General features: G+C 36.6%; 14 protein-coding genes. 5 read left to right on the plus strand and 9 right to left on the minus strand.

Going from position 1 to position 14,541, the window contains the following annotated elements:
• The first annotated feature begins 192 nt into the window (after nt 1–192).
• Nucleotides 193–456 carry a hypothetical protein gene (locus JET18_RS16375; RefSeq protein WP_202092791.1) on the plus strand — a complete coding sequence of 88 codons (264 nt, stop codon included), beginning with the start codon at nt 193–195 and terminating at the stop codon, nt 454–456.
• 490 nt (nt 457–946) lie between these two features.
• Here the strand turns inward: JET18_RS16375 and JET18_RS16380 are convergent, their stop codons facing one another.
• From JET18_RS16380 to JET18_RS16410, 7 genes are all read right to left on the minus strand, one after another.
• The gene (locus JET18_RS16380) at nt 947–2,113 is read right to left on the minus strand and encodes an aspartyl protease family protein (protein WP_202092793.1); all 1,167 of its coding nucleotides are present in this window, start codon (nt 2,111–2,113) and stop codon (nt 947–949) included.
• 63 nt (nt 2,114–2,176) lie between these two features.
• The gene (locus JET18_RS16385; RefSeq protein WP_202092795.1) at nt 2,177–3,787 is read right to left on the minus strand and encodes an ORC-CDC6 family AAA ATPase; all 1,611 of its coding nucleotides are present in this window, start codon (nt 3,785–3,787) and stop codon (nt 2,177–2,179) included.
• A 2-nt stretch (nt 3,788–3,789) separates the two neighbouring features.
• Nucleotides 3,790–4,494: a hypothetical protein gene (locus tag JET18_RS16390; protein ID WP_202092797.1), complete on the minus strand. Its 705-nt coding sequence runs from the start codon at nt 4,492–4,494 to the stop codon at nt 3,790–3,792.
• Nucleotides 4,495–4,635: 141 nt separating this feature from the next.
• Nucleotides 4,636–5,676, minus strand: a complete 1,041-nt coding sequence (locus tag JET18_RS16395) for a peptidylprolyl isomerase (protein WP_228728605.1) — start codon at nt 5,674–5,676, stop codon at nt 4,636–4,638.
• 81 nt (nt 5,677–5,757) lie between these two features.
• Nucleotides 5,758–6,270, minus strand: coding sequence for an FKBP-type peptidyl-prolyl cis-trans isomerase (locus JET18_RS16400; RefSeq protein WP_202092799.1), 513 nt, complete (start codon nt 6,268–6,270; stop codon nt 5,758–5,760).
• Between the two features lie 992 nt (nt 6,271–7,262).
• Complete coding sequence (locus tag JET18_RS16405) at nt 7,263–8,534, minus strand: spondin domain-containing protein (protein WP_202092801.1); 1,272 nt, start codon at nt 8,532–8,534, stop codon at nt 7,263–7,265.
• Between the two features lie 113 nt (nt 8,535–8,647).
• Complete coding sequence (locus JET18_RS16410; RefSeq protein ID WP_202092803.1) at nt 8,648–9,721, minus strand: branched-chain amino acid aminotransferase; 1,074 nt, start codon at nt 9,719–9,721, stop codon at nt 8,648–8,650.
• Between the two features lie 85 nt (nt 9,722–9,806).
• Between JET18_RS16410 and mnmD the strand changes: the two genes are divergently transcribed.
• Both mnmD and JET18_RS16420 read left to right on the plus strand, forming a co-directional pair.
• Nucleotides 9,807–10,505, plus strand: a complete 699-nt coding sequence (gene mnmD / locus JET18_RS16415; protein WP_202092805.1) for a tRNA (5-methylaminomethyl-2-thiouridine)(34)-methyltransferase MnmD — start codon at nt 9,807–9,809, stop codon at nt 10,503–10,505.
• 100 nt (nt 10,506–10,605) lie between these two features.
• Nucleotides 10,606–11,022, plus strand: coding sequence for an NUDIX domain-containing protein (locus JET18_RS16420; protein WP_202092807.1), 417 nt, complete (start codon nt 10,606–10,608; stop codon nt 11,020–11,022).
• 23 nt (nt 11,023–11,045) lie between these two features.
• Here the strand turns inward: JET18_RS16420 and JET18_RS16425 are convergent, their stop codons facing one another.
• Nucleotides 11,046–11,750, minus strand: a complete 705-nt coding sequence (locus tag JET18_RS16425) for a DUF4294 domain-containing protein (protein ID WP_202092808.1) — start codon at nt 11,748–11,750, stop codon at nt 11,046–11,048.
• A gap of 51 nt (nt 11,751–11,801) precedes the next feature.
• Here JET18_RS16425 and chrP point away from each other — a divergent pair, with 51 nt between their 5' ends.
• Together chrP and rpe are read left to right on the plus strand one after the other, a co-directional pair.
• Nucleotides 11,802–12,875, plus strand: a complete 1,074-nt coding sequence (gene chrP, locus JET18_RS16430; protein ID WP_202092809.1) for a chryseobasin maturation metalloprotease ChrP — start codon at nt 11,802–11,804, stop codon at nt 12,873–12,875.
• Between the two features lie 123 nt (nt 12,876–12,998).
• Nucleotides 12,999–13,649: a ribulose-phosphate 3-epimerase gene (gene rpe / locus JET18_RS16435; RefSeq protein ID WP_202092810.1), complete on the plus strand. Its 651-nt coding sequence runs from the start codon at nt 12,999–13,001 to the stop codon at nt 13,647–13,649.
• Between the two features lie 72 nt (nt 13,650–13,721).
• Here the strand turns inward: rpe and JET18_RS16440 are convergent, their stop codons facing one another.
• Nucleotides 13,722–14,351, minus strand: a complete 630-nt coding sequence (locus JET18_RS16440) for a DUF4082 domain-containing protein (protein ID WP_202092811.1) — start codon at nt 14,349–14,351, stop codon at nt 13,722–13,724.
• Between the last annotated feature and the right edge of the window lie 190 nt (nt 14,352–14,541).

Here is a 14,541-nt window from a genome sequence, read left to right on the forward strand (position 1 = left end):
CAATACTGTTTTAAACGAAAACTTTCCGGGCAGCTTAAAGCATACCCTGATGCAGAACAATTAAACGGCCATAAGATCATAACCTTAGCCAAGTTTAACTATGATCTATGGACAACTAATTATATCGGAAAACGATTCCGGACCGTTCTATTAAAGAGCGGAAAACAGATGTATAACCCTTAAAAAGAGATTATGATGAGAGACTTTTTTGAAATGATTTTTAAGAGAAATGAAGATGCCGCAAAAATGAATATATGGAGCCTGATGCTTCTGTTGAGTTTTGCTGTTTTCTCCGTATTGGTGTATTTTGCATATACCTCAAACCCTGATTTTAACAGCTTAATTGTATACCTTACCGCATTTGCGGCTTATATTGGCTTTGGAATTGTGTTTATCAGTTCCCTTGCCGGAAATATGAATTCTTCCTACATGAGGAAGAAATCAAGAAACATATAACTTTAATTTCTCCTTATAAGAAAACCGTTCAATAAATTTGAACGGTTTTTTTTATTTAGCCTATATTCCTTTGACTTAATTAAATTTTACAGAAAAAAGATCTGTGTCATCTGTAAATCTTCGGGAACTTATCTTTTAAACCATTAAGATCAGTTAAGCAGATAAGAAAAGTTAAGAAAATCCAATGATTTCTTAAGTCAGTATTCCTTAAAGCAAAGCTCATCTTAATACTCTTAACAACTTAAAATTCCTTAATGGTTTCCGTAATAAAGAATCTGTGTCATCTGGGAAATCTGTGGGAAATTATTTTTAACCACAAAAGGAACAAAAGTTTTTTTTAAACACTTTAGTAATTTATAAGTTTAAAGCTTGACGCAAAAGAAGTTCACATAAGTCTTAGAAAAAATCAAAGATTTTTTTACTCTACATTTAAAAACTCTAAAACGCTCCTACACTCCTACACTCCTACACTCCTACTCTCAAACCCCAATCATACTCCCAAAAACTCCCGTTTCTCCAGTTTCACTTCCATCTCCTTTCCATCTCTTCTGATCTTTACATTAATGGCGTTCTGCATATTTTCAACTCTGTTAAGGAAGTAGTGGCAGGCACCGCCTTTGTCCAGATTATCCAGATTGACATTGTTGATGCTGATAATAGAATCCCCGACTTTCAGTGGAAAATTTTCTTCCTGGAAGACAAAAGCAACTGTCGGTTTTTCTTCTATAAAACGGTACCCGAAACCGAAAGACTCCAGTTTGGCAGGTTCGTTTCTGATTTGTTTCATGTAGATCTTGTTTCCGGACCAGTCGAGGAGGAAAATGAAGTTTTTAAAGAAATCATTTCCGATAAGGCTTGCATTTCCTGTCGCTACAATTTCATTCAAAAAGCTTTTATTTCCCAATGACAGGGTTTCGGTTCTGAAAATATGTCCCGGCGCGGGTTTTCCGGCCCCATAAGCCCCGACAGAGCTCGTTCCGTAGACTTCTATACTCTTGAGTGCTTTTTCGGCGTCATAAACGTTGTCTGTAATCTTCAGCCTTCCTGAAAATCCGGTATCAAAAGTGACATCTACTTTTTTCCCCTGCAGAATGGTTTCTACCACCGGGGTTTTCTGTGCTCTTGGGCTGAAAGGAATGACAATATCATAGTCATCAGGGTTAAATTGAGTCAGATCTGTAGAAGCTTCCAGTGAGTTTTCTGAATAGTTGACCTTCCAGAACAGTTTCGCCATTTGATTCGCTCCGAGGATTCCGTCTATTTTAAAGCAGCTCAGCTCAGAAACACTGAAATCCATAACCACCACCCCTACATCTTTGAAAACCGCTTTGTCAACAATCATTTCCGGCAGAACCGTAAAAATCTGATCATGCTTATTCTTCTGCGAATCCTTTACGGTACTTCTATGTTTTTTCTCCAGTCCCAGCTCGGTATACACAGCAGTAGAAATTACCGTTGGCGCTCCGGTATCAAATAAAAAGTTATAGGATTTCCCATTAATGCTGACCTGCACAAAAGGCAGATCATTGGCAAATCTCATATTAATTTTTTCAACTGGATTCTGCAGCTGTACTTCCCCACCTTTAAAGAATTTCTTCCCCTGAGCGGAAAGGCTTGTTGCGGAGAGAATAAGAAGGGTGTAGAGGATTTTTTTCATGTGGATAATTTACACGAAAATAAACTATTTTTCCAAATTCTCATAGAAGGTCTTTATAAAACCTTAGCCATTTAAATACTCATAAACTGATGCTATAGCAGCACTTTTAACTAATCTAGCCCTTTTATCTCCAACATAATAAGCTGATTTTAAATTTGCTTCCGAAGTATTTAATATATCTTTTATTGTAAAAATATTAATACTTTCCAAAGTTTGTTTAATCCATGGAGTTAAATCAAGAACATAAATTGATTTACTTAATTCTTTATCTAAAATTTCTGACAGATCATTTTCCTCAAAATCCGGTATTACATCGGTTAGATCTCTAAAATTAGAATTATTCATTCCAAATTCAGTCATTCTTTTAAGAGTAATATTTCGAGCCATCTGTAGCGATGAACTTGATGGGGTAGATTCAAGGGAAAAGATACACCCAAGATTTATTAGAAGCCTTGTACCGATCTCAGAACTACCAGCTTTAATTCCTTTACTATTTTCTTGGATAATACCTGTGTATTCTAAAAGCCTTAACGCTTCTTTAACAGTTTGAGGAGCATCTTTATGAATCCAAACAAAACAAGTAGTCTGTCTATCACTATCCATATAAGATATATTTTTCTTTTGAATTTCGGGTAAAACAATATTTTCAATAAATTTTCGTCCCCAATCTATTAGACCTTTATGTCCTGGGTATTTTTCACTTAGATTTGTATGTTCTGACAATAATTCAACCCTATAAAATTCTCTTATAATTTCATTAACTTGGGTTGAATTCAACTTTGGAGCTCTGGCAATTGTTTTTAATAAAAATCTTGGATTACCAGAAGCTGCATAGGCTAGAATTTCAAAGTTATTTTTATTTTTTGAAATTTCATTAAGTAATTTACTATCGGCATCAGATTGTTTTTCAACAATCTCACGCATATTAATAATATAAGTTGATGAAAATATATCCCTATTAACATTTATAAAAGTCGCATCTTGTGCTGCTTGAAATATTTCTCCATATGAAGTCACGCCAGGATAAACAGCCGCATTACAAGATAGATAAGGAGTTCTTAGATCCCTAAAAAGTGTAAAAAATTGCCTTTGCTGTTCTGGTCTAAAAATATGCGCAGCTTCATCAATTAATAAAACAATACGCTTTATATCCAAATCTTCACAAATTTCTTGAATTGCATCTTTAAAATCATCAATAGAAGGTATAAAATCATAATTTATTGTTATCTCAGAATTCTTCCAAGAACTCTCATATTCGTTTTTAATATTTTCAATTCTAAGATTATTTTCTGAGTATTCTCCCCCACTTAAAACATTAATTGATGTTGATAAGTTAACTAATAATCCTTTTTTTCTTAATTGGCGTATAATTTTAGAACAAATAAGAGCCAACATCCAATGAAAAAACTGATCTTCATCTGGAGAGTGAATCAAAGAACTTTTATTAAATGTTAAATAAACAGGCAAAATTTTATCTGCATTAAAATTTTTGTTTAGTTCTTCTTCAGCTACTTTCATAAGAAATGATTTTCCTACACCGCGACTGCCTACCAAAATTGTAGGAGTAATAGATTTTAGCTTATCAATGATTTCCCTATCCTGTTTGGTTTCAACAAACAATTTTAAAATATCTTCATTTGGTATATCTTCAGTTCTAAAAAGTAAATCTGACATAATTATTGATTTATATATTGAATTATTGGATAAATTGATTTAAACTCTTCTGAAATAGAAAACTCAATATGTTCATGTTCTTCTTTTTTTAAATCTCTCAAATATTTTAAACACATGGAAAATAAAACGATTCTTTTTATTACACTTGCTAAATTATTCCACTCTGTAAATAATTCTTCAGAATATTCTAGTACATTTGGAATCTTACTTATTACAGTTTGATTTCCATGTACATATTCTGAACACTCTCTATATACTTTTTGGGTTATCGCTTTAAAATGAGAAATTTCCGAATTCAACTCAGGAAAAAAAGCCTTGCAAAATTTATTAGAAAAAATTCCATTTTCCGTATCCATAAGCTCTGACCAATATGTATCTCTTTCACCAATTTTCCATAAATTTAATTCGATTTCTTTAGCCGAAAACATTATTGCAATTAATGTTCTTTCTAGAAAAAATCTTAATCCCATAAAAGCCTGTTGGTATAGTCCTAATGAACAACTTAATAATGAAATTTGATATTCTTTTATAGCATTTTTTAATATATTAATTTCAGGTTTGTCTTTTAATATATTTAGCCAATTATCAAAATCAGATAAAAAGCTATAATTGCTATTGAATGTCTCTAGGTCTTCATTTGCTAGGCTTTTTTCTAGTATTTTTGTAACTGTTATTCCTGCTTCTTTGTAATATTCTATTGTGGTCATTGTAAGTTCATAAATAGATTCTTAATAATTTTAAATTTATTAATTTACATCTACAAAAAATTACGGTTATCCGTATTTCCACGGAATTTCCCACAAAAAAAGCCATCCTCACGGACGGCTTTTAATATTTTAAATTCTCAATTACTGTACTTTTACAAGCTCAACATCGAAAACTAACCAGGCATTTGGTGGAATAACACCTCCTGCTCCTCTTTCTCCGTAAGCCATTGCCGGTGGGATCAATAAGGTAGCGGTTTCGCCTTCTTTAAGCAACAGGATACCTTCATCCCATCCTTTGATTACTCTTCCCATTCCGATTGGAATTTCGATAGGTTCGTTTCTTTTGAATGAAGAGTCGAATTCTGTACCGTCGATTAATTTACCTGCATAGTGTACAGATACATTATCACCGGATTTAGGAGCTTTTGCACCTGCAACCGCTTTTGTGATCTTGTAATATAATCCAGATTCAGTTTTCTGCATTCCAGCTTTAAGGTTTTCAACCATTTTCTCCTGGTTCGCTTTGAATTCTTCTTCTTTTTTCTTTTTTTCAGCTTCTTCTTTAGCGATATAAGCTTTGTTGTTTTCTGCGATTTTAGCTTTTCCTTCCGTGAAAGTTTTTGCTGCATCGTAGTTTTTGTAAGCATCACCTTTTCCGAAAACAGAAACTTTCTCTAAAACGATATCTGTTTTAGGCTTATCCTGAGCTCCTTTTTCAACGTTAGCGATAGCATCGATTACATCGTTACCTTTTACCACTTTTCCGAAGATCGTGTGTCTTCCGTCTAACCAAGGTGTAGCTACTTCAGTGATGAAAAACTGAGAACCGTTCGTGTTAGGTCCTGAATTCGCCATAGAAAGGATTCCTTTTCCTGTATGCTTAAGGTCGTTTTTCTCGTCCTCGAATTTATATCCAGGATCTCCCATTCCTGTTCCCTGAGGATCACCTCCCTGGATCATGAAATCTTTGATCACTCTGTGGAAAATAGTTCCGTCATAGTAAGGAACGCCTTTCGCTTTAGCTTTGTTATCTATTTTTCCTTCTGCAAGTCCAATAAAGTTGGCTACAGTTACCGGTGCTTTTTTGTCTTCGAACTGCACAATCAGGTTTCCTTTAGAAGTCTGAAGATTTGCGTAAAGTCCGTCATGAAGACCTTCGTAAGTTTCTTTGTCTACGTTCATTTTTTTATAGATTGGGGTACAACTCATCAGCGAAATACTTGCCGCTGCCAGAATTATATTCTTGTTAAACAATTTCATTATTTATAGAGCTTTTAATTTTATGATTAATGGTATATCGTTGTCTATATTCTTTTCGTCTCCAAAGGTTCCATAGGCCAGTGAAGAAGGCACCAAAAGCGTTACTTCCTCTCCATCATGCATAAAACGCAAAGCATTCTCTACCGCTTTCAGTTCATCAAAATGCCCGAATCTGGCATCTCTTCTTTCAAAAGGTTTGTCGTAGATCTTGGTTTCATCAAAATCGTACAGATCATAAGCATAAGAAATCGGAGTGTCGTCTGCCCTTCTTTCCCGCTTATCAAAACCTTCAACACTTACCCAGTAATTAAGCTGTGTAGGATAATACTTTACAGACTGACCACTGATCCAATCCTGAATCTGGCCGCGTTCTATGGTATTGAGATTCCTCATTCTTTCTCTGGAAACATCCAGATCCTTCTGGCTTAATACTCCGCCCACCGGAGGGTGCGCCGTGGGTGCATTCCGGTTACAGCTTAGCAGACTTACTGCTGAAATGAAGAGTAATTTTTTCATAAACTTTTGCGAAAATACGGATTTCGGGGAAATATTGTTCCATTGGTTTTAAAATATTTTGGAGAAAATGATGAAGTATTTCAGTGGGATGGGATTATTGGAAATTTAAAGATTAAAAAAATTCAAGGATTTAAAAACTCTAACCGTAATTTTTTTTCGAAACACTTAAGTTCATTTGAAAATTTATGCTTTTTATGGTAAAAAATAATCTCCCGCAGATTTCTCAGATGACACAGATCTTTTTATTTCTGAAAAACTTGAACCATTAAGGGATTTTAAAGGTTAAGAATATTAATCTCAGCTTCGCTTGAAGATAAGTTTACTACAAACGAAAATCAGAGATATTCAAAAAACTTATGTGGTCTTTGAATGATACATGAATTTTGGCTTTAATAAAACTTAAGTGTAAAAAAACTTTTGGCTCTTTTGTGGTTAAAAAATCTCACGCAGATTTCTCAGATGACACAGATCTTTTTATTTCTGAAAGGCTTGAACCATTAAGGGATTTTAAAGGTTAAGAATATTAATCTCAGCTTCGCTTGAAGATAAGTTTAAAACAAACGAAATCAGAGATATTCAAAAAACTTATGTGGTCTTTATACTGCATAAATTTTGGCTTTAAATAAAATTAAATGTTAAAAAACTTTTGACGCTTTTGTGGTTAAAAAATCTCCCGCAGATTTCTCAGATGACACAGATCTTTTTATTTCTGAAAAACTTGAACCATTAAGGGATTTTAAGGGGTTAAGAAGTATTAAGGTGAGCTTCGCTTGAAGGTAAGTTTAAAACTAACGAAAATCAGAGATATTCAAAAAACTTATGTGGTCTTTAATGATACATGAATTCTGGCTTTAATAAAGCTAAAGTGTTTAAAAACTTTTGTTCCTTTTGTGGTTGAAATTTTATTGACCACTGATTACACGGATTTTCACAGATTTTTATTAAACAAAAAATCACCCCGTAAAGAGGTGATCATATATTTAGTTGTAGTCTTATTGAATGGTTACTTTAATCATCTGTGGAAGGGATGGAAGTGTATTGAACGGGTTCGGGTTGGCAAGCTGCTGTACCGGCTGGCTTTCAGCCTCAGCCGGCTCCGATCCCAAATGTGCTCCGGGAAAAGAACTCTGTAAGGTTCCATTATCAAAAAGTCCCATAATGGAAGAGATGTCTCCCCTTGTTGCACCGTCTACCCCATTATTGGTTGTAGCAGCAAACCAGTCATTGGATTCTGCATACATCGTTACGAGTGCAATACGGTCTCCTTTGTTTGCCGATAGGGCTTGTGAAGCTTTACCACCATTATTGCCGTTTATACGGGGCTTTAATACATTTGTTGAAGGGTCTTTAAGAACATATACCTGCTTTACGCCCGGTTTTGTTTTAAGAAAAGCAGCCAGGATATCCGGATTTCCCTGTTGGGATAATTCTTTTAAACCTTGTCCACGGTCATTTTCGCCGGTCTTAAAAATAGGGTTCTCATTGCCGCTGTATACTACGACCAGCACGGGTGAAAATGCAGAATTCGGGCCGGTAATACCGGTAAGATACTGGGTTAAAGGCGTTGTTTTACCGGTTTCAGCAAGATCTGTCAACCCGTTAGCTGATGGTTTACCCGGTGAAAAGATGGGATCTTCCTTTAAAATTGTGCTTCCGGAACTGTGGGAAACGGTCCATACTCCTGGACTGATTGGGGTTTCATTGGCTGTACCGCCCGAAGTATTGGTTAATTTTAGGGTAAATTTGGTTCCGCCTTCATGGGTAATTTCTGCTTTCAATAGTTGTGAAGCAGGAACGGATACTACAATTTCTGCGATATTTAGTGCCGGGGATTCTGCTTCGCCAGGATGAGTAACAGTAGGTCCCGGATTTTCATTCTTACGTGTTCCGTTATCCCAAAGTCTGATTTGTGAAGATACATCGCCTGTTACGGGATCACCGTTATTCTGATACAGTTTTATTCCCGGATTGGCGGGAGCGAAAAACAAGTCGTTACTGTTTGCATACATGGCTGCAAAGCTTATCGCCTGGCCTTTTCCTGCGTAGAAGGAGAAAGAAGCTGATTCACCCGGCTCAAGGACAGGGGTAGACCCTGAGTTCTCAAAAGTTCCGAACTGCGTCAGCGGTTTGCTTTCAATGACATTTTCTACCGTAATTACAGCAGACTCACTGATCACAAGATCCGAATCCTCATCCTTACTGCATGAATTAACAGCCAGAACACTGATGAGGGAAAGCAGGCCAAGAGGTAATTTGAACTTCACGAATTGCATATATTTTAAATTTTCTGAAAAATTACCAATATTTAACGAGAAAATAAAAAAACCGGCAGAATAAATTTCTGCCGGCCTGTTTATTGAATCAAATAATGTTTAAATTAAACAGTCTCCAAAACATCTTTTTCAACCACAACTCTCCATCCGAACGGATCTTCGCTAAGGTTGGTCTGAAGATCTACCAGATCCTTTTTAAGGATAGCTGCATAGCTTTCTTCGTCTGATAATTTTGGAAGAGCCAGTTTCACGCCTTCATATCCTAAAGCCTGGAATATGGTCGTTACAACAGCTGTTCCTACGCCCCAAACTTCTTTCAGAGTTCCGTTTTTCTGAGCTTCAATCACAGTCTTCACTGCTACAGGCTCAATTTTAACCTCTATTCCTCTTTTCTTGGCAAGCTGGATGAAGCTGTCTCTGGTAACTCCGTCAAGGATTTTCTCAGAGGTAGGCGGCGTATAAATCGTATCGTTAATTCTTACAAATACGTTCATTGTTCCACTTTCTTCAAAATATTCGTGGGTAGCATCATCCGTCCAGATGATCTGTTCATATCCTTCTTCAATGGCAAGCTGTGTAGGATAGAAAGAAGCCGCATAGTTTCCTGCTGCCTTTGCAGAACCTACTCCTCCGCTTGCTGCTCTTGAATAATGATCTGAAATTTTTACAGAAACAGGTTCTGAATAGTAGCTTTTCGCTGGTGTCGCCACGATAGCGAACATATATTTATTAGCAACTCTTGCTTTCAGAGCTTCCTCTGTAGCAAAAATCAATGGTCTGATATACAATGACATTCCTTCTCCCTGCGGGATCCAGTTTCTGTCCATATCCACCAATGCCTTTAATCCGTCCAAAAATATTTCCTCAGTCACTTCAGGCATAGCCAGACGCGCTGCAGATTTATTGATACGTTCAAAATTCTTTTCCGGCCTGAAAAGGAAAACCTGTCCGTCTTTATCTTTATAAGCTTTCATACCTTCAAAACAAGCCTGTCCATAATTCACACCCATCATAGCTGGTGTAAAAGGTATAGGACCATAAGGAACCAATTTAACATCACCCCATTTTCCATTTTCATACTCACATATCACCATATGGTCTATAAAAGTACTTCCAAATGAAAAATTGTTCGGATCAAAGTCCGAAAGTCTGGAGTTTTCAGTTTTTTGAATTATCATTTTTTAAAATTTTTACGATGTTCTACAAATTTAACATAATTTTCTAAATATAAAAATTTTAGAGTAAATTTGACAAAAAAATAGCTTGAAAAGAGAAATTAAGACCACAAACGACGGTAGTAAAACATTATATATCAATGATTTAAATGAAAACTACCATTCTCATCACGGAGCGCTGCAGGAAGCAGAACACGTGTTTATCAAAAACGGACTAAATCAGATAAATGATTACGAAATTAATATTTTAGAACTCGGTTTTGGAACAGGTTTGAATGTTTTGGTGACAATTAATGAATATTTAAAAACTGACAAAAATCATGTCATCAATTACTTTTCCCTAGAAAAATACCCGATAAATGAATCCGAAATTAATGATCTCGCCTACTTTGAGCATTTTGATAACCCGGAATTCAAAAATATTTATCAAAAAATTCATCAGGCTGAATGGGGAAAATCCACTGAAATCATTACTGGTTTTAATTTAAAAAAGATCGAATGTGACTTCTTTGACCTGAAAACCATAGACTTACCTAAAATCAACCTTGTTTATTACGACTGCTTCGGGGCAAGGGTACAGCCGGACCTTTGGGAAAAACCACTATTTGAAATGGTTTCCGACAAAATGTCCGTTAACGGATTGTTAACAACCTACTCTTCCAAAGGCAGTGTCAGAAGAATCCTTCAGGAACTTCATTTTAAAGTGGAAAAAATGCAGGGCCCTCCGGGAAAAAGAGAGATGATTAACGCCATAAAAATGGAAGATCAGGAAAATCCTGAAAGCTAAGAAATGAAAGCCGGCCTATGGAGCCAATAGACAAATTTGTAGATTCCTGTATTGGCCCTTTCCCCATATTTCCTTATTTTAGCTATACAAAATAGTACATATGATTGATAAGATCAACATTAGAGTATATGCGTGTGCAGTAAAAGATAAAAAAGTACTGACGCTGTTTGAAGAATATGCAGGTGAACCTTTAATGAAATTTCCGGGAGGAGGTCTGGAGTTCGGTGAAGGACTTCTGGAATGCCTCCACCGCGAATTTGATGAGGAGCTGAATGTAAAAATTGAAGTGGTGGAGCATTTTTATACGCAGGAAGATTTCCTGGTTTCGCGTTTCAGAGAAAATGAACAGCTGCTTACCATATATTATATAGTAAATATTACCACCGAAGAAGATTTCCTTATCCTTGATCCGTGTATTGAGAAAACAGAATGGATTGAGATCGACAGGCCGGACAATCCTTTTCCGCTTCCGGTAGATAAAATTGTCTTTGATAAATTAAAAGAAAAATTCCTGTAAGTAGCTTACAGGAATTTTTATATTTATTTTCTGACCTTAAAATCACCAGCTCCGGGATAAGGCTGCAGGTATCCGGAATTCCAGTTGGACTGCAGCAACGATTCGATGAACTCGTCTGTTCTGTTCTTATGCGGGTTGTACTGGTCTTTCAGATCGATATCTGCCATTTTTCCTTTTACATTCCACCAGAAAGCGCTCCATCCGCCTCTCATTTCTTTAATGATCTCATACACATTCTTTCCGGTAGCCCTGTTCATAAGCTTGGCGAAAACCTGGCCTTCAGTTGTGGTAAGATCTCTAAGCTGTTTTTCGTATTGATCAGCCAGCATATTCTGTCTCTCTTTTACGAATTTTCTTTTGGCTTTGCTGTCCATATCGGTCATATCAGCCTGGATATCTCTGTACTGCTGGAGTGCCGTGACAAAGAGCGGATATACCCTGTTCAGCTTTTTATTAAGGAAATAATAGTAATTTTTGTCCAGCTGATTATTAAACCGCGGTTTATTGACCAGAACCAGCTCATCCAGTACTACTACGGGCTCACCGTTAATTTCATAAACCTTTACCTTCTGACGCTCGTCATAATAGTACTTATTTCCAAACTCATCAGTTTTTAAAGATTCAGCGGGATATTGATCGAGGGGTTTTGCAACAATAGAATCCTTCTGACCAAAAACACTGACTCCAAAAAAGAAGATAAAAAGGCAGACAATCTTACTAAAATTCATTATTTTTACACTTATAATAACAAAAATTACACGCAAAAATCATTCCCTTTTATGAAATTTGAAAAGAAATCTTTGAAATTTTTAGAAAAATACTTAAACACTTCTTCACCAACCGGTTACGAGCATAAAGGCCAGGAAATCTGGATGGATTACATCAGACCTTATGTAGACAAAATAGAAGTAGATCATTACGGAACTTGCTATGGGATAATCAATCCCGAGGCTGAATTTAAAGTAGTGATTGAAGCCCACGCCGATGAGATCTCCTGGTATGTAAATTATATTACAGACGACGGATTGATCTATGTAATCAGAAACGGAGGCTCCGATCAGACGATTGCGCCTTCAAAAGTTGTTCATATCCACGGTGAAAAAGGAATCGTGAAAGGCGTATTCGGATGGCCTGCCATTCATACAAGAGCCAACCAGAATGAACCTACCCCGAAAATTGAAAACATCTTCATCGACTGTGGGGCTGTTACCAAGAAAGAAGTAGAAGAAATGGGAATCTATGTAGGATGCATGATCACCTACCCGGATGAATTCTTCGAAATGAACGACAGGTATTTTGTCTGCAGAGCATTAGACAACAGAATCGGAGGCTTTATGATTGCAGAAGTGGCTAGGCTTTTAAAAGAAAATAAGAAAACAATTCCTTTCGGGCTTTATATTACCAATTCGGTACAGGAAGAAGTTGGATTGTATGGTGCAGATATGATTGCTGATACGATAAAACCTAATATCGCCATTGTAACAGATGTTACCCATGACACCACTACCCCGATGATCGAAAAGAAAAAAGAAGGTGACCAGAAATGTGGTGACGGACCTGTGGTTTTCTTTGCGCCAAGCATTCACCATACGATCAGAGAGCTTATTATTGATACGGCAAAAACCAAAAAGATTCCTTACCAGAGAGCTGCAGCCAGCAGATCTACAGGAACCGATACCGATGCTTTTGCCCACTCTAACGGCGGGGTGCCAAGTGCTTTAATTTCCTTACCTTTGCGCTATATGCATACCACAGTGGAAATGGTATCTAAAGAAGACGTAGGCAACGTAATCAAGCTGATCTACGAAACGCTTCTGAAGATTAAACCGGAGATGAAACTGAAGTATCACTAAGAGAGACAAAAAAGAACCAAGAGCCAAGAACCAAGATGTAAATAGGCAGCTATTTAATATCTCTCCTACTTTTAAATCTTGATTCTTGAATCTTGATTCTAAAATATCTATATAAAAGTAAAAATGAAAACGAAGCTTATTGCTCCTTCCCTTTTATCCGCAGACTTCGGGAATCTGCAAAGAGACATTGAAATGCTGAACAACTCCCAGGCAGACTGGTTCCACATTGATGTGATGGACGGGAGATTTGTACCCAACATTTCATTTGGTTTCCCTGTCATGAAAACCGTTCAGCAGCACGCCAAAAAGTTTGTTGATGTACATTTGATGATCGTAGAGCCTGACAAATATGTGGATGAATTCATCAATCATGGGGCAGATCTTATCTCAGTGCATTATGAAGCCTGTACCCACCTTCACAGAACGATTCATCACATTCAGAGCAGAGGGGCAAAGGCAGGTGTTGTTTTAAACCCGTCTACTCCCGTATTAATGCTTGAAGATATTATTGCGGATGTGGATCTTGTTCTTTTGATGAGTGTAAACCCTGGATTCGGGGGCCAGAAATTCATTGAGAATACCTACAAGAAGATTGCGGAAACCAAGGATCTTATCTTAAGCAATAACTCAACAGCGCTGATTGAAATTGACGGCGGTGTAAACCTTGATAACGCTTCAAAGCTTTTCGAGGCCGGAGCAGATGTTCTTGTCGCAGGAAATGCAGTGTTCTCTGCAGAAAATCCGGAAAGAACCATTGAGTTACTGAAAATCTAAAAAAGTTTCAAAACCTGTTTATACGAAAAGGCAGCCGGATAGGCTGCCTTTTCTCTTAAAAAAATTTGGTTATTAGTCTACCTGCTGAAAATTGAAACTCAGATCACCGCCATTATAGTCCTGTGAAATATTGGTTGGAAAAACCTGCGAAGAAGTTCCCATCCATCGATATTCCAAAAACTTGATATTTCCTGCTGTGATCGGATATGTTGCATTGGAGTTATCTGGTTTATTCTTTTTATACCAGTCATTCGAATTCATGGTAATCATGTATTTTTTGTCCTTTTCCAGAGCCAGTTCTTCAATTGCTTTCGTCAGTAAAGTATTGGATGTGGCTACATTCACTATTTCTGTTCTCAATACCGTTTTTGCTGTATAATCCCAGATTGTCACTTTTAAGCTGGAATTTACATCCGGCAGCTTCACCGTAATCGCATTGATTTTTCCTTTTACATTAGGGGAAAACACAAGGCCGAATTCATAGTTTCCGGAGTTTATAAAGTTGGTAACTGTTGTAAATCCTGCACTTTCATGGTATTTGTTTAAAGGATTCTCCTCAGCGTATACGATCGGTTCCCGAACAGCTTCATCATCATCTTTACTGCAGCTGGTTGTTAAGAATATTGAGTTCAGGGCAATTATTGCAAAAAGGCTTTTAAGAGATAAGAATCTTAAAGTCGAAAAAATTTCTAAATGTTTCATTGGTTTTAATTTTAATAATTTGATAGGACAAAGATTAAAATATCCAACACGTAAAGTATCAGGAAAAACACTCTTTCGAAACGAGGCATTGCACCTTTTTTTAAAAAAACACAAAGGCAGCCCTTGGGAGACTGCCTTTTCTTGCGGAATTTGAGCTTATATGGTTATTAGTTTTTTGTCGTAAGACTTT

This window comes from Chryseobacterium endalhagicum (assembly GCF_016745235.1).
GTDB classification, from domain to species: domain Bacteria; phylum Bacteroidota; class Bacteroidia; order Flavobacteriales; family Weeksellaceae; genus Chryseobacterium; species Chryseobacterium endalhagicum.

Coding starts and splice junctions, on each gene's coding strand:
- JET18_RS16390 (WP_202092797.1), bottom strand. CDS start 4,494: ATGACCACAATAGAATATTACAAAGAAGCAGGAATAACAGTTACAAAA.
- JET18_RS16395 (WP_228728605.1), bottom strand. CDS start 5,676: ATGAACGTAGACAAAGAAACTTACGAAGGTCTTCATGACGGACTTTAC.
- JET18_RS16400 (WP_202092799.1), bottom strand. CDS start 6,270: ATGAAAAAATTACTCTTCATTTCAGCAGTAAGTCTGCTAAGCTGTAAC.
- JET18_RS16380 (WP_202092793.1), bottom strand. CDS start 2,113: ATGAAAAAAATCCTCTACACCCTTCTTATTCTCTCCGCAACAAGCCTT.
- chrP (WP_202092809.1), top strand. CDS start 11,802: ATGAAATTTGAAAAGAAATCTTTGAAATTTTTAGAAAAATACTTAAAC.
- JET18_RS16440 (WP_202092811.1), bottom strand. CDS start 14,351: ATGAAACATTTAGAAATTTTTTCGACTTTAAGATTCTTATCTCTTAAA.
- JET18_RS16410 (WP_202092803.1), bottom strand. CDS start 9,721: ATGATAATTCAAAAAACTGAAAACTCCAGACTTTCGGACTTTGATCCG.
- JET18_RS16385 (WP_202092795.1), bottom strand. CDS start 3,787: ATGTCAGATTTACTTTTTAGAACTGAAGATATACCAAATGAAGATATT.
- rpe (WP_202092810.1), top strand. CDS start 12,999: ATGAAAACGAAGCTTATTGCTCCTTCCCTTTTATCCGCAGACTTCGGG.
- JET18_RS16425 (WP_202092808.1), bottom strand. CDS start 11,750: ATGAATTTTAGTAAGATTGTCTGCCTTTTTATCTTCTTTTTTGGAGTC.
- JET18_RS16375 (WP_202092791.1), top strand. CDS start 193: ATGATGAGAGACTTTTTTGAAATGATTTTTAAGAGAAATGAAGATGCC.
- JET18_RS16420 (WP_202092807.1), top strand. CDS start 10,606: ATGATTGATAAGATCAACATTAGAGTATATGCGTGTGCAGTAAAAGAT.